Source organism: Sphingomonas baiyangensis, assembly GCF_005144715.1.
Lineage (GTDB): Bacteria > Pseudomonadota > Alphaproteobacteria > Sphingomonadales > Sphingomonadaceae > Sphingomonas > Sphingomonas baiyangensis.
The window spans coordinates 1,187,141-1,203,972 of sequence record NZ_SWKR01000002.1 but is presented as its reverse complement, the minus strand read 5'-3'; the positions used below and the strand labels follow the sequence as shown (position 1 = coordinate 1,203,972).

The following is a 16,832-nucleotide window of genomic DNA, read 5'->3' as shown; positions in this document are numbered from 1 at the left end:
GGCGCGCCATCGGTACCGAGCATGCTCGGCGGCTCGGCAGGCAGGCTGGCAACGTCGTCGGCGCTCTGCACCTCGACCAGCGGCTTCAGGAATCCGTCACGAAGGTCATAGACCCAGCCGTGCAGCTGTAGCGGCTGGCCCGCGGCCCAGGCGTTGCGGACGATATCGGTATTCGCAAGATCGACGATCTGGTCGCGCACGTTGCACTCGACCAGCCGGTTGAGCTTGGCATCGTCGCTCGGCTGCCGCGCAATCTCGTCGGCATGCGCGTTGCAGACATTGTCGGCATTCTTGAGCCATTCGGCGATCTGGCCGCGCGTACCGCCCTCGAGCACCGCGCGGATGCCGCCGCAGCCATAATGGCCGCACAGCACGATGTGCGGCACCTTCAGCACCTGCACCGCATATTGCAGCACCGACATGAAGTTGAGGTCGTGCGCATGGACCAGATTAGCGATGTTGCGGTGGATGAACATCTCGCCCGGCAGCGTCTGCGTGAGCTGTTCGGGGCTGACGCGGCTGTCAGAGCAGCCGATCCAGAGGATCTCGGGGCGCTGCCCGCGCGCCTGACGCGCGAAGAAGTCGGGATCGAGATCGGTGACTTCCTGCACCCACGCCTTGTTGGCGAGGATCAGCTGTTCATAGGTCTTCATGCGTACACCACTTCCTTGGTCGGCGCGTTGATCTGCGAGGAGCTGCGACCGGGCAGGTCGCCGCGCACCGTCACCGTCACGCCGCGGAAGCTGGCATTCTTGATGAACGCATTGATGACGTCGATATTGTCGGGATCGACATATTCGGTCGCGGTGAGATCGACCACCACGGCCGCGTTGTCGGGCACGCGGTTGAGCGCGGCCTGCAACTCGTATTTGTGGATGAAGTACAGGTTGCGCCGCGCGCGTACCATCACGCTGCCATTATGCTCGACGAAGCTCACCGACGGGCGAAAGTTGCGCGCGACGACGAAGGCGAAGCCGATGGCGAGGCCGATCAAGATGCCGACGAGCAGATCGGTTAGCAGGATCGCCAGGATGGTCGCGACGAAGGGAATGAACTGGCCCCAGCCGCGGTTCCAGAACTGGCGGAAAAGCGCAGGCTTGGCGAGCTTGTAACCCGTCTGGATGAGGATGGCGGCAAGCGCCGACAGCGGGATGAGATTGAGCACCGTCGGGATCAGCGCGACCGACAGCAGCAACCAGAAGCCGTGCAGGATGGTCGACATCTTCGAGCCCGCATTGGCGTCGACGTTAGCCGACGATCGCACGATCACCGAGGTGACTGGCAGACCGCCGAGCATGCCCGACACGATGTTGCCGCCGCCCTGCGCGAGCAGCTCGTGATTCTTGTCGGTCGTGCGGCGCTGCGGATCGAGCTCGTCGACCGCCTTGACGCTGAGCAGCGATTCGAGGCTCGCGACGATGGCCAGCGTGATCGCCGTGGTCCACACCGCGGGCAGCGCGATCGAGCCGAAATCGGGCAACGTGAACAACCCGGCGAACTCGGTCACCGACGTGGCGATCGGCACTTCGACCAGATGCGTCTGCCCGATGGCGAGCGCAGGCGCGACGCCGGCGAAAAGCTGGTTGAGCAACACCGCGCCCACCACAACCACCAGCGGTCCGGGGACATAGCGGAAGAAGCCGTCCTTGGGCTTGTTGGCATCCCACCAGAACAGGAACACGAGGCTGACGAGCGCGATGAGGGCCGCACCCCAGATGAAACTGTCAGTCAGGGCGTACCACATGGTGGAGAAGGTGTTCATGCCGTCGGGCTGGAAAAAGGTGAAATCGCCTTCGGGATCGCCGTCATAGCCCACGGCATGCGGGAACTGCTTGAGGATGAGGATGAGGCCGATCGCCGAGAGCATGCCGGTGATGACCGAGGTTGGCACGAACTCCGCGAGCACACCGCCGCGGCTGAACGAGAAGGCGATCTGCAGGGCGCCCGCGAGCACGACGGCAAGCAGGAACGCCTCGTAGGTCGGCAGCCGCTCGATAGCGGCGAACACGATCACGGTGAGGCCCGCGGCGGGGCCGCTGACCGACAGCGGCGACTTCGACAGGAAGCCGATGACGATGCCGCCGGCGATGCCCGCGATCAGGCCTGAAAATAGCGGCGCGCCCGAGGCGAGCGCGACACCGAGACAAAGTGGAAGGGCGACGAGCGCCACGACAATCGAGGCGGGCACATCCTGCCGCCAGGTTGCGAATGGCCTACTCAAGCCGGACCCCTTATGTTGGTGTTGATCTGCGTTAGACAAATATGGGCTGTTGCGAGCCTCGATCAATAGCGGATTACAGCGGTATCGTCACCCGGCTTGCGTTGAGCCGTGCCTAGCCTATGTCGACGGCGATGGCACGTTCCACCCGATCGAACGACTGGGGCTTCCCGCGCTGGCGCGGATACGAGGCCTCGCGCGAGGCTGCGCGCGTGCGACTGTGCGACCGCGAGGGCTGCGAACGGCCCGGCGACCGGCCCGCACCCAAATCGCCCAACAGCCCCGAACGCTGGTATTTCTGCGAGACGCACGCCGCCGAATATAATCGCGGCTGGAACTATTTCGAAGGACTCGACGCAGAGGAAGCGGCGCGGCGCGAGGCCGACGAGCGCCGCACGTCGGCGGGCTATGCCGAATCGCGCCATCACGGCTGGGCCGGTCCCGGCGACGGATCGAGATCGCGCGACGAGATGCGCGCGCTCGAGGTGCTCGAATGCGAGCCCGACATGGCGTTCGAGGCGGTCCGCACCGCCTGGCGGCGGCTCGCCAAGGCCAATCATCCCGATATCCGCCCCGGCGACGCCGAAGCCGCGACGCGCTTTCGCGCCATCCAGGCGGCGTGGGACGTGCTGAAGGCGGCCGAGGAACGGCGGCAGTGGCGGCCCGAAGCTACCGGCGGCGAATGAGCGCCGCATGAAGCGCGAGGTCCGCTCGAACTGGCAGGCGATGGTGCTCGTCTGCGGCAAATGCTCGAAGAAGCTGGGCGGCGGGTTCGGCGACGACGGACGCAAGCCGCTCGCCAAGGCGCTGCGCCGCTATCTGGGGCTGCGCAAGGGCCGCAAGGGTGCTGCCGGCATCGTCGAGACGCGCTGCATGGGCGTGTGCCCGAAGGGGGCGGTGGTGGTGCTGAACGGCGCCGATGCGCGCGTCTGGCATCTGGTGCCGCCGGCGACCGACCTTGGCACCGTGGCACGCACGCTCGGACTGGAAGCCGATCAGCCCGCGTAGCGCGCGGCGGTCTCGCGGATCAGCGCGATCATGTTCGGAATGCCCTGCGTGCGGTTCGAGCTGAGCTGGTTCTTGAGGTCGAACGGAGCGAGCGCCTCGCCGACGTCGGTGGCAAGGATCTTGTGCGGCTGCTCGTCCTGCACCGAGGCGAGGACCAGCGCGATGATGCCCTTGGTGATCGCGGCATTGCTGTCGGCCAGGAAATGCAGCGCGCCATCATCTCGGAGCGTGGGATAGACCCAAACCGATGCCGAACAGCCGCGCACCAGCGTCGCATCGGTCTTGAGCGCATCGGGCATCGGTTCGAGCGCGCGACCCAGATCGATCAGCAGACGGTAGCGATCGTCGGGGTCTAGAAAGCCATATTCGTCGGCGATGTCGGCAAGCGTGCTGGTCATTCCGCGCGCTATAGGCGCGGGGGCGGGCGGCGTCACCCCGCCCGTCGGGCCGTCATCCGCGTCAGAGGTCGACGCCGGCGGCGATCGCCTCGAGCTTGCGCAGCCGCTCCTTCAGGTCGGCGATCTCGATGCGCTGGCCTGCCGATGCCGCCGGCGCCACGCCGCCGTCGCTGGCGAGGCTCAGTTCGTGGCGCTTGAGCGCCAGCCATCCGCGCCAGCCGGCAAGGGCCGCGGCGGTCATCATCCCCAGCGCGGCGAGCGCGGTGGTGGCGATGGCGAGATAGACGAGGGGGTCTTGCATGATTGCTGGTCCCTGTGTGCGATGTCGTTCGCGAAAATGGTTCAGTTGAGCGGCGCGTCGCGCAGCCGCTCGATCTCGTCGGCGACGCCGATGCCGCGATCGGTGATGATCCGCTCGAGCACGCGCACGCGCTGTTCGAGCCGCTCGACCTGGGCTGCATATTGCGCCGCCTTCTCGGCGGTGGCGTTGGCTTCGATCTCCAGTCGCCGACTGCGCTGTTCGAGCAGCGGCTTGACGATCAGGGTGGAAACCAGCGCGATGATGGGGATGCTGAGCGCCATCATGGGGATGATGATCGGGTTCATCGGCCTGTCCTTCAGTTCGCCCGGCCGCGCAGCGCTTCGATCTCGCGATCGAGGCCGTGGCCGCTGTCGGTGACGATGCGCTCGACATTGGCGAGCCGGTCCTTGACCGCGCCGAGCTCGGCGCGCAGCTGGGCATTCTCCTGACTGAGCAGCTTGACGCGCTCGACCGTCTCGTCGTTCTTCTGCGGATAGAGCGGTTTGCCCCAGCCATTTTCCAGCGGATAGCCGTTGCGGATCTTGAGCCAGGTGGTGAACACCCAGCCGATCATGCCGGCCACGCCGACGATCGCGATCGTGGGGGCCAGGGCAGTGAGGAAGGTGACCTTGTCGGCGCTTTCCATGATCGTGTTCCCTCTCAGCGCAGCGCGTCGATGTCGCGGCCCAGCCGCTCGGCAGGATCGGTGGCGATGCGCTCAAGCACCGCGATCCGCTCCTCGAGCCGGCCGACCTGGCCGGTCAGGCGTTCGTTCTCGGACGTCAGCAGCGCGATCTTGCGTTCGGCATCAGGGCCGCTGCGATGGACGACGTTACCGTTGTCGTCCTCCAGCGGGTAGCCGTGGCGGGCCTTCACCCAGGTGGTGAAGGCGGTGCAGACGGCGATCGAACCCACGATGAGGACGGGGACCAGCCAACTCCACTGCATGTCTTTTCTCCCTTATTCTGTTCTTGTCGGCCCGGCTGCTCAGCGCAGCCGGTCGATCTCGTCGGCGAGCCGGGTGTTGCGGCTCACATAATAGCCCTCGATCTCGGCAAGCCGGCGATCGATGTCGCGAAACTTCGAGCGGACCTCGGCGGTCGAGCGCTTGGGGTTCGAGCGCACGCGCTGCCAGAACTTCTGGTCCTCGGGCGTCTCGTAGAGGCCATAGGGCTTCTGCGGCGCCATCCAGGCGATCATCAGATAGGCGACCAGCGTCCAGGGGAAGCCGCCGAGCACGGTGAGCATCACCGCGCCGACGCGGACCCAGATGACATCGACCCCGGTATAGTCGGCGATGCCCGAGCAGACGCCCATCCACTTGCCGTTCTGCTTGTCGAGATAGAGCTTGGTGCGGCTGGCGGACATATCAGTTCCTCCTGCTGTAGTCGTAGTCGGTATCCGTCTCGGGGCGCTTGGCCGAGGGGCGGAAATCGGGGTTGTCGGCAGCGACGATGCGTTCGATCGTCTCGATCCGCTCGTCGAGGCGGCGCGCCATGTGGTGCAGCTCGTCGAGCAGTTTCTCGTCCTCGCCGGTGAGCGTGGGCGACTGTTTCCACTTGGTCAGATAGTGGAGGATGATCCACGGCATCCCCACGAACAGGATGCCGCACACCATGATGGGGACCAGGATGTCTTCCATCATCTCAGCCTTCCTTGTTCATGCGCGCCTTGAGCGCGGCGAGCTCGGCATCGACCTTTTCGGACGAGCGCAGCTCGGCGATCTCCTCCTCGAGGCTCTTGGGGCCGCCGCCCATGCCGGCGGCGTCGGCGCGCCCCTCGGCCAGATCGACGCGGCGCTCGAGCACGTCGAAGCGCGAGAACGCGTCGGCCACCTTCTCGCCCGAATGCATCTCGCGCATCCGGTAGCGGTTGTTGGCGCTCTCGAGCCGCGTCATGATCGAGTTCTGCCGCGTACGCGCCTCGCGCAGCTTGTTCTGCAGCTTGGCGATATCGGCTTCGGAGGCCTTCAGCGCATCGTCGAGCACGGCGATCTCGGCGACGAGCTGCTCGGCCATGTCGGCAGCCTTCTGGCGCTCGACCAGCGCGGCCTTGGCCAGATCCTCGCGATCCTTCGACAGCGCCAGCTCGGCCTTTTCGGTCCAGCTTTCCTGGAGCTTCTCGAGCTTGGCGATGTGCCGGCGCATTTCTTTCTGGTCGGCAATCGTGCGCGCCGCGGATGCGCGAACCTCGACCAGCGTCTCCTCCATCTCGAGGATGATCATGCGGATCATCTTCGCCGGATCCTCAGCCTTGTCCAGCAGGTCGGTCATGTTCGCCGCGATGATGTCGCGGGTCCGCGAAAAGATACCCATTGCTATACTCCTTCGTGCAATCGCGTCTTCAAAAGGCCGAGGCGGGCTGGGGGACCCGCCCCGGCAGGGACCGGTCAGCCTTGCGGCGGCCCGGCGGGAACATCGTGGTGCCGGGCCGCCATCACTGCCCGCGTCTGCGCACGTACGGTGGCGCGGCCGGGATTGAGATCGGGGTCGGCGAAGAAAATCTCGAGCGGCACCGCCACGCTCCGGCCACGCAGCGCAATCGGCAGGCGGGGCAGGCGGGCGGCCTGTGCGGCGCGCATCGCCTCGGCATCGAGCCGGGCATCGCCAGTGCCGCGCACTAGCATGACATCGGCGACACGGCCGTTCGTATCGAACCGCGCCGTCACGATCGCCGCTGCGTTGCGCCGCACCGCGTACGGCACAGCATCGAGCGTGCGAAGCTCGGCACCGAGAACACGGCTGGCGTTGCGGCTCCAGTTCGCCGTGCCGACGGGGCCGGCTGCGTTGACCGGACCAGCGGCGGCGCCGAGCATCGTGATGCTGGCAGCGACTGCGCCGATGGCGGCAAGGGTAGTGCGGCGAATGGCATTTGCGCTCTCGTTCGACATTGGGTTCTCCCTGAACCTTGGCTTCTTTCTCGCCGCTCTGTGGCGGCTGACCAGTGCTTTGCAGGGCGCGTGCCAAATCGAAAATCGACGGTAATCTGCCATTTACATGAACGGCAACCGACGCGCGCGCGAGGCGCTTGCCAACTATTGGTGATTTGCGCCAGATGCGGCGATGGAACGTGCAAATCCCGTTATCGGAGAGTCGAGCGAGTTTCTCGACGTGCTCGAACATGCCAGCCGCGCGGCTGCGCTCGACCGGCCGGTGCTCGTCATCGGCGAGCGCGGGACGGGCAAGGAACTCGTCGCCGAGCGCCTGCATCGCCTGAGCCCGCGCTGGGACCAGCCGCTGGTGGTGATGAACTGCGCGGCGCTGCCCGAGACGCTGATCGAGGCCGAGCTGTTCGGCCACGAGGCAGGCGCATTCACCGGTGCCGCCAAGGCGCGCGCCGGCCGCTTCGAGGAAGCCGATCGCGGCACGCTGTTTCTCGACGAGCTCGGCACGCTCTCGATGGCCGCGCAGGACCGGCTGTTGCGCGCTGTCGAATATGGCGAGATCACGCGCATCGGCTCTTCGCGGCCGCTGCGCGTCGACGTGCGCATCGTCGCGGCCACCAACGAGCATCTGCCCGAGCGCGTCGAGAAAGGCACGTTTCGCGCCGACCTGCTCGACCGGCTGAGCTTCGAGGTGGTCACGCTGCCGCCGCTGCGCGAGCGCGCCGGCGATATCCTCGTGCTGGCCGAGCATTTCGGCCGGCGCATGGCCGCCGAGCTCGGATGGCATGATTGGCCGGGCTTCGGCCGCCATGCGATCGATCAGCTCCAACACCATCGCTGGCCGGGCAATGTGCGCGAGCTGCGCAACGCCGTCGAGCGCGCGGTATATCGCTGGGAGCGTGACGGGCCGATCGACGCGATCCAGGTCGACCCGTTCGATTCGCCCTGGCGGCCGGGGGCCGCACCCGCCGCGCGTGCCGAGCCGACAGCGACCGCTGCCGCAGAGCCCCAGCCCGAAACCCCCGTCGCCGGCGATTTCAAGGCGAGTGTGCAGGCTTATGAGCGCAGCCTGCTGACGCGCGCGATGGCCGAGCAGCGCTACAACCAGCGCGCCACCGCCGAGGCGCTGGGGCTGACCTACGACCAGCTGCGCCATGCGCTGCGCCGCCACGATCTGCTGTGATGGCGTGCACGGCCAACGGGACGGTTGCGCAACGATTTGCCCGGACCCATTGAGGGACTGCGGCGTTTCCTCGCCGAACCCCTTTTGCAAGGAGCTACCTGATGGCCTTCGAACTGCCGCCGCTGCCCTATGCCTATGATGCGCTGGAACCGACGATCGACAAGGAGACGATGACGTTCCACCACGACAAGCATCACAAGGCCTATACCGACAAGCTCAACGAGGGCGTCGAGAAAGACGGTCTGGGCGGCAAGTCGATCGAGGAAATCCTTGGCAGCATCTCGTCGGCATCGGCGATGGTACGCAACAATGGCGGCGGCTACTGGAACCACGACTTCTTCTGGAAGACGATGTCGCCCGACGGCGGCAAGCCCGATGCGATGTCGAGCGAGCTGCACGAGGCGATCGGTCGCGATTTCGGCGATCTCGACAAGCTGAAGGAGGAGTTCAACACCAAGGGTGCGGGCCAGTTCGGCTCGGGCTGGGCATGGATGATCGCCGACGATGCCGGCAAGCTCAAGATCACGTCAACGCCCAATCAGGACAATCCGCTGATGGACGTCGTCTCCGATCGCGGCACCCCGCTGCTCGGCAACGACGTGTGGGAGCACGCCTATTATCTTACCTATCGCAACGACCGCGGCGCCTATCTCAAGGCGTGGTGGGACGTGGTCGACTGGGCCGTGGTTTCCGAGCGCTACGCCGCGGCGAAGGGCTGATCGAACCTTACCTAATACAGTGATGACGATGAGGGGTGCGCGGGCGATGACCCGCGCACCTTTTTTTCGTCACCCCTCGGGCGGGACCGGCGCGTCCTTCGCATCCTCGAGCATCAGACCGTGGCGTAGCAGCAGCGGGATGTTGGCGATGGCGAACACCAACGTCATCGGAATGACGCCCCAGGTCTTGAACGTCACCCAGCCGTCCCAATCGAGCCAGCCGCGCATCACCTCGTTGAGCACCGCCTGGAACACGAAAAACACCGCCCAGTTGATCGTCAGCAGCCGCCAGCCTTTCGCGGTCAGCCCCGGATAGGCGCTCTCGAGCAGCGATTGCAGCAGCGGTCGTCCAGTGGCCAATCCGAACCCCAGGATCGCGGCGAACATCGCATAGACGATCGTCGGCTTGATCTGGATGAACGTCTGGTCGTGGAAATACAGCGTGAGGCTGCCGAACACGAGTACCAGCGCGCCCGACATCCACAGCATCGGCGAGATGTGGCGCACCTTCCACCACGACCAGCCCATCGCCGCGACGATCGCCACCATGAACGCCGCCGTCGCCGCGAGCACGCGCTCGATCTGGCTGCCGGGCGCGAAGCTGTTGACGGCGAAGAACACGACGAGCGGGCCATAGTCGACGCCCATCCGCGCAGCGGGCGACAGCGGCTGGCGCGGCGGGGCAGGCGCGTTCATCGCACCAGTTCCTCGACGCCCGCGATGATGCGCGCGACCTCGTTGGCGTCGAAGGGGCGCAGGTCGTCGACCTTTTCGCCGACGCCGATGGCATGGATGGGGATGCCGTATTTCTCGGCCGCCGCCACCAGCACGCCGCCGCGCGCGGTGCCATCGAGCTTGGTCATCACCAGCCCGGTCACGCCCGCCATGTCGCGGAACACCTCGATCTGGCTGAGCGCATTCTGGCCCGTCGTGGCGTCGAGCACGAGCACCACGTCGTGCGGCGCGGCCGGATTGAGCCGGCCAAGCACGCGGCGCACTTTTGCCAGCTCGTCCATCAGTTCGCGCTTGTTCTGGAGGCGGCCGGCGGTATCGACGATCAGCACGTCGATGCCGGTGGCGGTCGCCTGTTTCACCGCTTCGTAGACGATGCCCGCGGCATCGCCGCCCTCGACCCCCGACACGATCGGCACGCCGACGCGATCGGCCCAGGTGCGCAGCTGGCCGATCGCGGCGGCGCGGAAGGTGTCGCCCGCCGCCAGCATGACGCCATAGTCCTGCTCGATGAGCGTTTTCGCCAGCTTGGCGATGGTCGTCGTTTTGCCCGATCCGTTGACGCCGATCACCAGGATCACCTGCGGACGCGGAAACGCCTCGATCTCGAGCGGCCGGGCGACGCGCGCCAGCGACTTCTCGATTTCCTCGGCGACGACGAGGCGGATGCCCAGTTCCTCGAGATTGCGTTCATAGGCGCCTTCGGCGAGCCGGGCGCGCACGCGTGCGGCGGTTTCGGGACCGATGTCCGAGGCGATCAGCGCTTCCTCGATCTCGTCGAGCGTCGTGTCGTCGAGCCGGGCGAGCGACAGCCCGGCCAGATTGCCCATCAGCCGGTCCGACGTCTTGCGAAAGCCGCCCAGCAGCCGGTCGTGCCAGCTCGTGCTCATGTGAGATCTCCGGTGAGAAAGGTGCCGTCGCTGCCGGCGATCGCGACGTCGACGAGAGTGCCGGGCTCGGCGGCATGCGCCAGCCGCACCTCGGCGAAACAAGGCGTATGCCCGCGATCGCCGGGTCGTTCGATCAGTACGCGCTGCCGCGTGCCGATCAGCGTGTCGAGCCACCGCGCCTTGCGCGCCGCCGCGGCGGCGCGCAGCCGCCCAGCACGATCGCGCACGATGGCAGCGGCCACCTGCGGCATGCGCGCCGCCGGGGTGCCGTCGCGCGGAGAGAAGGGGAAGATATGCGCATGGACGATCGCGCAATCCTCGATCAACGCGAGCGTGTTGGCGAAGGCGCGCTCGTCCTCGGTCGGGAAGCCGGCGATGAGATCGGCGCCGATCGCGATTTCGGGCCGGGCGGCGCGCAGGCGATCGACCAGCGCCACCGCCTGTGCGCGGCTGTGGCGGCGCTTCATGCGCTTCAGGATCAGGTCGTCGCCTGCCTGCAACGACAGATGGACATGCGGCATCACGCGCGGTTCATGCGCGAGCAGCGCGAACAGCCGGTCGTCGATCTCGGCGCAGTCGATCGACGACAGGCGCAGCCGCTCGAGATCGGGGACGAGCCGCAGGATGCGCTCGACCAGCATCCCCAGCGTGGGAATGCCCGGCAGATCGTCGCCATAGCTGGTGAGATCGACGCCGGTGAGCACCACTTCACGGTGGCCGGCATCGACCAGCGCGCGCACGCGGTCGATCACGCCGCCAGCGGGGAGCGAGCGGCTGGCGCCGCGCCCCTGCGGAATGATGCAGAAGGTGCAGGCGTGGTCGCAGCCATTCTGCACCTCGACAAGGGCGCGCGCGTGCCGATCGAAGCGCTGCGGCGGCGCGGCAGGCGCATCCCATGCCGCGGGATCGAGCTTGGCGGTGTTGGCGACGATACGGTCGACCTCGGGCATCGCGGCGAAGCCTGCGCGATCGATCTCGGCGGCGCAGCCCGTCACCACCAGCGTCGCGTCGGGGCGCTCGCGACGCAAGCGCCGTACCGCGCGGCGCGATTGGCGCATCGCGGCGTTGGTGACGGCACAGGTGTTCACCACGGCCACGTCGCGTTCGCGCACCAGCGCGCGGATGGTTTCGCTCTCGGCAATGTTGAGACGGCAGCCGAGCGTGACGATATGGTCGCCGACGACAGGCTGCGCGGAAGGAAACGACATGACGGGCGATCTAGGGGCGACGACAGGCGAAGTCCATGACGAGGCGGCGGCGGTGCTCGCCTTCTGGTTCGACGAGGTTGCGCCCGAGCGGCAATTCGCCAAGGACGACGCGCTCGATGCCGAGATCGCGCGCCGCTTCGGTGCCTTGCGCGAGCAGCTGGCGACGACGGGGGCGGCAGGGTGGGACGGCGACCCCGACATGCTGCTGGCGGCGGTGATCGTGCTCGATCAGTTCAGCCGAAACCTGCATCGCGGATCGGCCGAGGCGTTCGCGACCGACGATCTGGCGCTGTCGCTCGCACGCCGCGCGATCGCGGCTGGCTGGGATCGCGAGCTGCCCGTGGATCGCCGCGCGTTTCTCTATCTGCCGTTCATGCATGCCAAGGATGCGGGCGTGCAGGAGGAATCGGTGCGGCTGTTCACCGAGCTTGGCCGCGAGCTCAATCTGAAGTTCGCGATCGATCATCGCGACGTGATCGCGCGCTTCGGCCGATATCCGGGGCGCAATGCCGCGCTGGGGCGCGAGACTACGCCCGAGGAAGCGGCATATCTCAGCCAGCCAGGCGCCGGCTGGTGATGTCGACGGGCCCGGCGGCGGGCGCGGGCTGCACCTGAAGCAGCCGACGCTCAGCGAGCAGGCGGCGCACGCCCACCAGCGACAGCGGCTTGCCATAATGCCAGCCCTGGCCCTTGGTGCAGCCGATCGCGCGCAGGCGCTCCTCGATCGCAGCATCCTCGATGCCTTCGGCCGTCACGGGAAGGTTGAGGCTTTCGCCCAGACGCACGATCGCGGTGACGATCGCCGCCGAATCGCCGCTCTCGTTGATTGAGGTGACGAACGACTTGTCGATCTTGATGCGGTCGAAGGGCAGCGCGCGCAGGTGCGCGAGGCTCGAATAGCCGGTGCCGAAATCGTCGAGCGCGAGACGCACGCCCTGATTCTTGAGGCTGCCCGCGATCGATTGCGCAAGCGCCATGTTGTCGAACAGCGCGCTTTCGGTGATCTCGATCTCGAGCCGGCTGGCGGGAAAGCCCGTTTCGGTCAGCGTCTTGATGATCTTCTGCGCCAGCCACGCGTCGCGAAGCTGCCAGGGCGAGATGTTGATCGAGATGGTGAGCGCGGGATCCCAGTCACGCGCGGCGACGAACGCCTGGCGCATGATCGACATCGAGAGGTCGGCGATCATGCCGGTTTCCTCGGCGATCGGGATGAAGCGTTCGGGGCTGATGATGCCGCCCGTCGGATGCTCCCAGCGCGCCAGCACCTCGAACCCGTCGAGCCGGCCGGTCGCAACATCGACCTGCTGCTCGAAATAGGGGACGATCTCGCCCTTGGGGATGCCAACGCGCAGCCCCTGTTCCATGTCGTTTCGCGCCTGCAATTCGCGCTCCATCGACTGGTCGAACCAGGCGAAGCGGTTGCGGCCCGATTTCTTCGCCGCGTACATCGCGATGTCGGCCGCGCGCATCAGCTTCTCGATCGTCGGGCAATCGAAGTCCGATCGCGCGACACCCAGCGAACAGCTGATGTGCAGGCGGAACCCCTCGGCCTCGAACGGCTGTGCCAGCCGGCTGACCAGCCGCTCGGCGACGCGATCGACCATCTCGGGCGCGCCGGTATCGAACACGAAGGCGCAGGCGAACTCGTCGCCGCCCAGCCGCGCGCACAGCGTGCCCGATGGCATGATCGCGGTGATCTCGCTCGCCACCGCGCGCAGCAGTGCGTCGCCCACGGCATGGCCATGCATGTCGTTGACCGATTTGAAATGGTCGAGATCGAGCATCATCAGCGCCGTCGCCTTGCTGCGGCGTGTGGCGTGCATCACCAACGCGGCACCTTCCTCGGCCAGGCTGCGGCGGTTGAGAAACCCCGTCAGCGCGTCGCGCGATGCCAGATGGCGCGCGCGCTCCTCGGCGGCCGCGCGAACGCGCACCTCGTTGCTCAGGGCGTGGTGGCGGCGCCATCCGAACAGGATCAGTGCCACGTTGAGCAGCAGCGCGATCACCAGCGTGCGATCGGCGGCCTCGCCGCCGGCAAAATAATAGCCGATCGTCTGCGTCAGCACGGTGCTGCCGGTGCCGACGAACAGTATAATCGCGGCGATGCTGATCGCGCCCGTCACCAGATCGGCACGGTCGAAGATTCGTGGGGCGCCGCCGCCCGGTTCGATGTCGCCGGCCTTGCTCACTTGGGAATCCCCGCAGTCGTTCAGGATGCATCATGCCAGTGCGGGCGTGTAGAAGAGGTTAAAGCGGCCGGCGTGCGAGCGCGCGGCGCCGGGGTTGCGCCGAAACGCGCTTTGGCCTATCGGAGCGGCCGATCGCCGGCATGCCCGGCGTGACGCAGCAGCGCCCCGAGGGGTACGCCGGCCGACGAGGTTTCGTCCGCCGGCGTGTTTTGCGTTACGCCGACTGCCGGTGGCGAGCAACGGAAGGTGGCTTGATGTTCGAATCCCTCGGCGATCGGCTAGGCGGCGTTTTCGACCGCCTGCGTGGCCGTGGCGCGCTGACCGAAGCCGATGTGCGCGGGGCGATGCGCGAGGTCCGGATCGCGCTGCTCGAGGCCGATGTCGCGCTGCCCGTCGCGCGCGACTTCGTCGACAAGATCACCGAGGCCGCGGTGGGCCAGCAGGTGCTGCGCTCGGTCACGCCGGGCCAGCAGGTCGTCAAGATCGTCAACGACGCGCTGGTTGAGATGCTCGGCGGCGACAGCGCCGAGCTCGAGATCGGCGTCACGCCGCCCGCGGTGGTGATGCTCGTCGGCCTCCAGGGATCGGGCAAGACGACGACGACCGCCAAGCTCGCGCGACTGCTGCGCAAGCAGGGCAAGAAGGTGATGATGGCGTCGCTCGACGTCAATCGCCCCGCTGCGCAGGAGCAGCTCACCGTGCTCGGCACGCAGGCCGAAGTCGCGACGCTGCCGATCGTCGAAGGGCAGCAGCCCGTCGAGATCGCGCGCCGCGCGCTGCAATCGGCCAAGCTCCAGGGCTATGACGTGGTGATGCTCGATACCGCGGGCCGGCTGCATGTCGACCAGGCGCTGATGGCCGAGATGCAGGCGGTGGCCGATATCGCGCGGCCAAACGAAATCCTGCTGGTGGTCGATTCGCTCACCGGCCAGGATGCAGTCAACGTCGCGCGCAACTTCTCCGATCAGGTGCCGCTGACGGGCGTTATCCTGACGCGCATGGACGGCGATGCGCGCGGCGGCGCTGCGCTGTCGATGCGCGCGGTCACGGGCAAGCCCATCAAGTTCGCGGGCGTCGGCGAGAAGCTCGACGCGATCGAGCCGTTCCATCCCAAGCGTGTCGCCGGCCGCATCCTCGGCATGGGCGATGTCGTGTCGCTCGTCGAAAAGGCCGCCGAGGCGATTCAGGCCGACGATGCCGAGAAGATGGCCGCGCGGCTCGCCAAGGGGCAGTTCGACATGAACGACCTGCGCAACCAGCTCGCGCAGATGCGCCGCATGGGCGGCATCGGCGCGCTGGCGGGCATGATCCCCGGCATGAAGAAGGCGCAGGCGGCGATGGCTTCATCGAACGTCGACGAGCGCGTGCTGCTGCGCATGGATGCGATGATCGGATCGATGACGCCCAAGGAGCGCGCCAAGCCCGAACTGCTCAACGCCAAGCGCAAGATCCGCGTGGCCAAGGGCTCGGGCACGACGGTGCAGGACGTCAACAAGCTGCTCAAGATGCACCAGGAAATGTCGACCGCGATGAAGCGCATCAAGAAGATGGGTGGCATCAAGGGGCTGGCGGCGATGCTGGGCAAGGGCGGCCCCGGCGGCGGCATGGGCGGCATCGGCAATGCGCTGGGAGGCCCGGCGATGGGCGATTTCATGGCGAAGGCGGGCGGGGGTCTCCCCGGCCTGGGTGGCGGCGACGCGCCCAAGCTGCCCCCCGGCTTCGAGAACCTGTTGAAGAAGAAGTGAGCCAACCGCTCCCGATCCGTCACCCCAGCGCAGGCTGGGGTCTCGGCGAAGGGGCGGAACACCAACCCACGAGGCCCCAGCTTTCGCTGGGGTAACGATCAAGGAAGAAAGAAGAAGTCATGGCAATCAGCATGCGTCTGTCGCGCGGCGGCTCGAAGAAGCGGCCTTATTACCGGATCGTGATCGCGGACGCCCGCCGCCCGCGCGATGGCAAGTTCATCGAGAAGATCGGCACCTACAACCCGCTGCTCGCGAAGGATTCGCCCGAGCGCGTCAAGCTCGACACCGATCGCGCCAAGCACTGGCTCGGCGTCGGCGCGCAGCCGACCGATCGCGTGCTGCGCTTCCTCGACGCCGCGGGCGTGAAGGAGCGCGCGCCGCGCAACAACCCCAACAAGGCCAAGCCCGGCGAAAAGGCTACCGAGCGCGCCGAGGAGCGTGCCGAAAAGGCCAAGGCCGCCGAGGACGCCAAGCGCGAGGCCGAGGAAGCTGCCAAGGCGAAGCCCGCCGAGGAGGAGGCACCCGCCGAGGCGACCAACGAGGGCGAGAGCGCCGAGGCTCCGGCCGAGGGCTGATCGCGGCACCGGGACAGGCTGGCCGCTCCATCCCCCACGCGGGGTGGAGCGGCCGGCGCCCATAGCATGGCATCGAAACCGCCTTCTCCTCCGGCTGCCGAGCGGCACGTTACGCTCGCCGTCGTTACCGGCGCGCATGGCGTGCAGGGTGACGTGCGCCTCAAGGTGTTCGCCGAGAATATCGAGCAGCATCGCAGCTTCAACGACGGCGCGTTGGCGATGACCAGCTATCGCAACGGCATCGCGCGCTTCGCCGGCATCGGCGATCGCAACGCTGCCGAGGCGCTGCGCGGCACCGAATTGACGGTCCCGCGATCGAGCCTGCCGCCGCTTGCCGAGGGCGAATATTATCATGCCGATCTCATCGGCCTCGCGGCGGTCAGCAGCGACGGACAGCCGATCGGCACGGTCGTGAATGTCGAGAATTACGGTGCCGGCGACGTGATCGAGATCGAGCGCGCCACGGGCAAGCGCTTCATGGTGCCGATGACCGAACAGGCCGTGCCACATTTCGACACGCAACAGCTCGTCGTCGCGCCGAACTTCATCGAGGATTGAACGCGACACGCTGTGTAAGCGTCGCTGCCAAACCGCTGGTGACCCCTACGAGAATCGAACTCGTGTTTTCGCCGTGAGAGGGCGACGTCCTGACCGCTAGACGAAGGGGCCTTAGCGGGAAGCGGCGATCTAGTCGGCGATTGCGCCAGCGTCAAGCGTCCGGCGCGACAATGCTGCATTGCGGGAACACCTGCCTTGCTGATGCGGTTGAGCGTTATGCAGAC

The 16,832-nt window shown here is 66.9% G+C and carries 22 protein-coding genes, 1 tRNA gene and 1 pseudogene; 8 read left to right on the top strand and 16 right to left on the bottom strand.

Annotated features, from left to right (window positions below; genetic code table 11):
* Nucleotides 1-104: 104 nt before the first annotated feature.
* Nucleotides 105-653, bottom strand: a pseudogene (locus FBR43_RS09060) (carbonic anhydrase); the annotation flags it as partial.
* Nucleotides 650-2,221 (bottom strand): SulP family inorganic anion transporter, encoded by a 1,572-nt coding sequence (locus tag FBR43_RS09055; protein WP_136942842.1) that lies wholly within the window; start codon nt 2,219-2,221, stop codon nt 650-652. The gene FBR43_RS09055 and the pseudogene FBR43_RS09060, both read right to left, overlap by 4 nt.
* Before the next feature lie 131 nt (nt 2,222-2,352).
* Here FBR43_RS09055 and FBR43_RS09050 point away from each other — a divergent pair, with 131 nt between their 5' ends.
* Nucleotides 2,353-2,904, top strand: a complete 552-nt coding sequence (locus tag FBR43_RS09050) for a J domain-containing protein (protein WP_136942841.1) — start codon at nt 2,353-2,355, stop codon at nt 2,902-2,904.
* A gap of 7 nt (nt 2,905-2,911) precedes the next feature.
* Nucleotides 2,912-3,226 (top strand): (2Fe-2S) ferredoxin domain-containing protein, encoded by a 315-nt coding sequence (locus FBR43_RS09045; RefSeq protein ID WP_136942840.1) that lies wholly within the window; start codon nt 2,912-2,914, stop codon nt 3,224-3,226.
* On the opposite strand, the gene FBR43_RS09040 is transcribed toward FBR43_RS09045, so the two are convergent.
* The 9 genes from FBR43_RS09040 to FBR43_RS09000 form a co-directional block, all read right to left on the bottom strand.
* Nucleotides 3,214-3,624 carry a SufE family protein gene (locus FBR43_RS09040; RefSeq protein WP_136942839.1) on the bottom strand — a complete coding sequence of 137 codons (411 nt, stop codon included), beginning with the start codon at nt 3,622-3,624 and terminating at the stop codon, nt 3,214-3,216. The two genes, FBR43_RS09045 and FBR43_RS09040, sit on opposite strands and share 13 nt — an antisense overlap.
* A 61-nt stretch (nt 3,625-3,685) precedes the next feature.
* Entirely contained in the window at nt 3,686-3,925 is a 240-nt protein-coding gene (locus FBR43_RS09035; protein WP_136942838.1) for a hypothetical protein, read from the bottom strand.
* A 41-nt stretch (nt 3,926-3,966) separates the two neighbouring features.
* Nucleotides 3,967-4,230, bottom strand: a complete 264-nt coding sequence (locus FBR43_RS09030; RefSeq protein ID WP_136942837.1) for a hypothetical protein — start codon at nt 4,228-4,230, stop codon at nt 3,967-3,969.
* An 11-nt stretch (nt 4,231-4,241) separates the two neighbouring features.
* Entirely contained in the window at nt 4,242-4,499 is a 258-nt protein-coding gene (locus FBR43_RS09025; protein ID WP_136944118.1) for a hypothetical protein, read from the bottom strand.
* An 86-nt stretch (nt 4,500-4,585) separates the two neighbouring features.
* Nucleotides 4,586-4,873: a hypothetical protein gene (locus tag FBR43_RS09020; RefSeq protein WP_136942836.1), complete on the bottom strand. Its 288-nt coding sequence runs from the start codon at nt 4,871-4,873 to the stop codon at nt 4,586-4,588.
* Between the two features lie 39 nt (nt 4,874-4,912).
* Entirely contained in the window at nt 4,913-5,293 is a 381-nt protein-coding gene (pspC, locus tag FBR43_RS09015) for an envelope stress response membrane protein PspC (RefSeq protein ID WP_136942835.1), read from the bottom strand.
* A 1-nt stretch (nt 5,294) separates the two neighbouring features.
* On the bottom strand, nt 5,295-5,567 hold the full coding sequence (pspB, locus tag FBR43_RS09010; RefSeq protein WP_136944117.1) for an envelope stress response membrane protein PspB: 273 nt from the start codon (nt 5,565-5,567) through the stop codon (nt 5,295-5,297).
* Nucleotides 5,568-5,571: 4 nt separating this feature from the next.
* Nucleotides 5,572-6,240, bottom strand: coding sequence for a phage shock protein PspA (gene pspA, locus FBR43_RS09005; protein WP_136942834.1), 669 nt, complete (start codon nt 6,238-6,240; stop codon nt 5,572-5,574).
* Between the two features lie 74 nt (nt 6,241-6,314).
* The gene (locus tag FBR43_RS09000) at nt 6,315-6,815 is read right to left on the bottom strand and encodes a TonB family protein (RefSeq protein WP_169542558.1); all 501 of its coding nucleotides are present in this window, start codon (nt 6,813-6,815) and stop codon (nt 6,315-6,317) included.
* A gap of 172 nt (nt 6,816-6,987) precedes the next feature.
* Between FBR43_RS09000 and pspF the strand changes: the two genes are divergently transcribed.
* The gene (gene pspF, locus FBR43_RS08995) at nt 6,988-7,992 is read left to right on the top strand and encodes a phage shock protein operon transcriptional activator (RefSeq protein ID WP_136942832.1); all 1,005 of its coding nucleotides are present in this window, start codon (nt 6,988-6,990) and stop codon (nt 7,990-7,992) included.
* A 101-nt stretch (nt 7,993-8,093) separates the two neighbouring features.
* Nucleotides 8,094-8,711 (top strand): superoxide dismutase, encoded by a 618-nt coding sequence (locus tag FBR43_RS08990; RefSeq protein WP_136942831.1) that lies wholly within the window; start codon nt 8,094-8,096, stop codon nt 8,709-8,711.
* A gap of 69 nt (nt 8,712-8,780) precedes the next feature.
* Here the strand turns inward: FBR43_RS08990 and FBR43_RS08985 are convergent, their stop codons facing one another.
* Genes FBR43_RS08985 through mtaB form a run of 3 tightly spaced genes read right to left on the bottom strand, consistent with a single transcriptional unit; the run spans nt 8,781 to nt 11,541 of the window.
* Entirely contained in the window at nt 8,781-9,407 is a 627-nt protein-coding gene (locus FBR43_RS08985; protein WP_249276518.1) for a septation protein A, read from the bottom strand.
* Nucleotides 9,404-10,333, bottom strand: coding sequence for a signal recognition particle-docking protein FtsY (gene ftsY, locus FBR43_RS08980; RefSeq protein WP_136942830.1), 930 nt, complete (start codon nt 10,331-10,333; stop codon nt 9,404-9,406). Before ftsY ends, FBR43_RS08985 begins: the two co-directional genes overlap by 4 nt.
* Complete coding sequence (gene mtaB, locus FBR43_RS08975) at nt 10,330-11,541, bottom strand: tRNA (N(6)-L-threonylcarbamoyladenosine(37)-C(2))-methylthiotransferase MtaB (RefSeq protein WP_136942829.1); 1,212 nt, start codon at nt 11,539-11,541, stop codon at nt 10,330-10,332. The genes ftsY and mtaB overlap by 4 nt, the downstream gene beginning before the upstream one ends.
* Here mtaB and FBR43_RS08970 point away from each other — a divergent pair.
* The gene (locus FBR43_RS08970; RefSeq protein WP_136942828.1) at nt 11,540-12,118 is read left to right on the top strand and encodes a DUF924 family protein; all 579 of its coding nucleotides are present in this window, start codon (nt 11,540-11,542) and stop codon (nt 12,116-12,118) included. The genes mtaB and FBR43_RS08970 overlap by 2 nt on opposite strands.
* Here FBR43_RS08970 and FBR43_RS08965 read toward each other — a convergent pair.
* Nucleotides 12,093-13,730 carry a putative bifunctional diguanylate cyclase/phosphodiesterase gene (locus FBR43_RS08965; RefSeq protein ID WP_249276517.1) on the bottom strand — a complete coding sequence of 546 codons (1,638 nt, stop codon included), beginning with the start codon at nt 13,728-13,730 and terminating at the stop codon, nt 12,093-12,095. The two genes, FBR43_RS08970 and FBR43_RS08965, sit on opposite strands and share 26 nt — an antisense overlap.
* Before the next feature lie 254 nt (nt 13,731-13,984).
* On the opposite strand from FBR43_RS08965, the gene ffh reads away from it, so the two are divergent.
* The 3 genes from ffh to rimM all read left to right on the top strand — a co-directional run bounded on the left by ffh (nt 13,985) and on the right by rimM (nt 16,608).
* Nucleotides 13,985-15,475 (top strand): signal recognition particle protein, encoded by a 1,491-nt coding sequence (gene ffh / locus FBR43_RS08960; RefSeq protein ID WP_136944114.1) that lies wholly within the window; start codon nt 13,985-13,987, stop codon nt 15,473-15,475.
* A gap of 119 nt (nt 15,476-15,594) precedes the next feature.
* The gene (gene rpsP, locus FBR43_RS08955) at nt 15,595-16,050 is read left to right on the top strand and encodes a 30S ribosomal protein S16 (protein WP_169542557.1); all 456 of its coding nucleotides are present in this window, start codon (nt 15,595-15,597) and stop codon (nt 16,048-16,050) included.
* A 66-nt stretch (nt 16,051-16,116) separates the two neighbouring features.
* Nucleotides 16,117-16,608: a ribosome maturation factor RimM gene (gene rimM / locus FBR43_RS08950; RefSeq protein ID WP_136942827.1), complete on the top strand. Its 492-nt coding sequence runs from the start codon at nt 16,117-16,119 to the stop codon at nt 16,606-16,608.
* Nucleotides 16,609-16,644: 36 nt separating this feature from the next.
* Here rimM and FBR43_RS08945 read toward each other — a convergent pair.
* Nucleotides 16,645-16,719 (bottom strand) — tRNA-Glu (locus FBR43_RS08945).
* Between the last annotated feature and the right edge of the window lie 113 nt (nt 16,720-16,832).

Coding starts and splice junctions, on each gene's coding strand:
- pspA (WP_136942834.1), bottom strand. CDS start 6,240: ATGGGTATCTTTTCGCGGACCCGCGACATCATCGCGGCGAACATGACC.
- FBR43_RS09000 (WP_169542558.1), bottom strand. CDS start 6,815: ATGTCGAACGAGAGCGCAAATGCCATTCGCCGCACTACCCTTGCCGCC.
- FBR43_RS09025 (WP_136944118.1), bottom strand. CDS start 4,499: ATGATCGGCTGGGTGTTCACCACCTGGCTCAAGATCCGCAACGGCTAT.
- pspB (WP_136944117.1), bottom strand. CDS start 5,567: ATGGAAGACATCCTGGTCCCCATCATGGTGTGCGGCATCCTGTTCGTG.
- FBR43_RS08970 (WP_136942828.1), top strand. CDS start 11,540: ATGACGGGCGATCTAGGGGCGACGACAGGCGAAGTCCATGACGAGGCG.
- ffh (WP_136944114.1), top strand. CDS start 13,985: ATGTTCGAATCCCTCGGCGATCGGCTAGGCGGCGTTTTCGACCGCCTG.
- FBR43_RS09050 (WP_136942841.1), top strand. CDS start 2,353: ATGGCACGTTCCACCCGATCGAACGACTGGGGCTTCCCGCGCTGGCGC.
- FBR43_RS09020 (WP_136942836.1), bottom strand. CDS start 4,873: ATGCAGTGGAGTTGGCTGGTCCCCGTCCTCATCGTGGGTTCGATCGCC.
- FBR43_RS09045 (WP_136942840.1), top strand. CDS start 2,912: ATGAAGCGCGAGGTCCGCTCGAACTGGCAGGCGATGGTGCTCGTCTGC.
- mtaB (WP_136942829.1), bottom strand. CDS start 11,541: ATGTCGTTTCCTTCCGCGCAGCCTGTCGTCGGCGACCATATCGTCACG.
- ftsY (WP_136942830.1), bottom strand. CDS start 10,333: ATGAGCACGAGCTGGCACGACCGGCTGCTGGGCGGCTTTCGCAAGACG.
- FBR43_RS09030 (WP_136942837.1), bottom strand. CDS start 4,230: ATGAACCCGATCATCATCCCCATGATGGCGCTCAGCATCCCCATCATC.
- FBR43_RS08985 (WP_249276518.1), bottom strand. CDS start 9,407: ATGAACGCGCCTGCCCCGCCGCGCCAGCCGCTGTCGCCCGCTGCGCGG.
- rimM (WP_136942827.1), top strand. CDS start 16,117: ATGGCATCGAAACCGCCTTCTCCTCCGGCTGCCGAGCGGCACGTTACG.
- FBR43_RS08990 (WP_136942831.1), top strand. CDS start 8,094: ATGGCCTTCGAACTGCCGCCGCTGCCCTATGCCTATGATGCGCTGGAA.
- pspC (WP_136942835.1), bottom strand. CDS start 5,293: ATGTCCGCCAGCCGCACCAAGCTCTATCTCGACAAGCAGAACGGCAAG.
- FBR43_RS09035 (WP_136942838.1), bottom strand. CDS start 3,925: ATGCAAGACCCCCTCGTCTATCTCGCCATCGCCACCACCGCGCTCGCC.
- pspF (WP_136942832.1), top strand. CDS start 6,988: ATGGAACGTGCAAATCCCGTTATCGGAGAGTCGAGCGAGTTTCTCGAC.
- FBR43_RS09040 (WP_136942839.1), bottom strand. CDS start 3,624: ATGACCAGCACGCTTGCCGACATCGCCGACGAATATGGCTTTCTAGAC.
- rpsP (WP_169542557.1), top strand. CDS start 15,595: ATGGCAATCAGCATGCGTCTGTCGCGCGGCGGCTCGAAGAAGCGGCCT.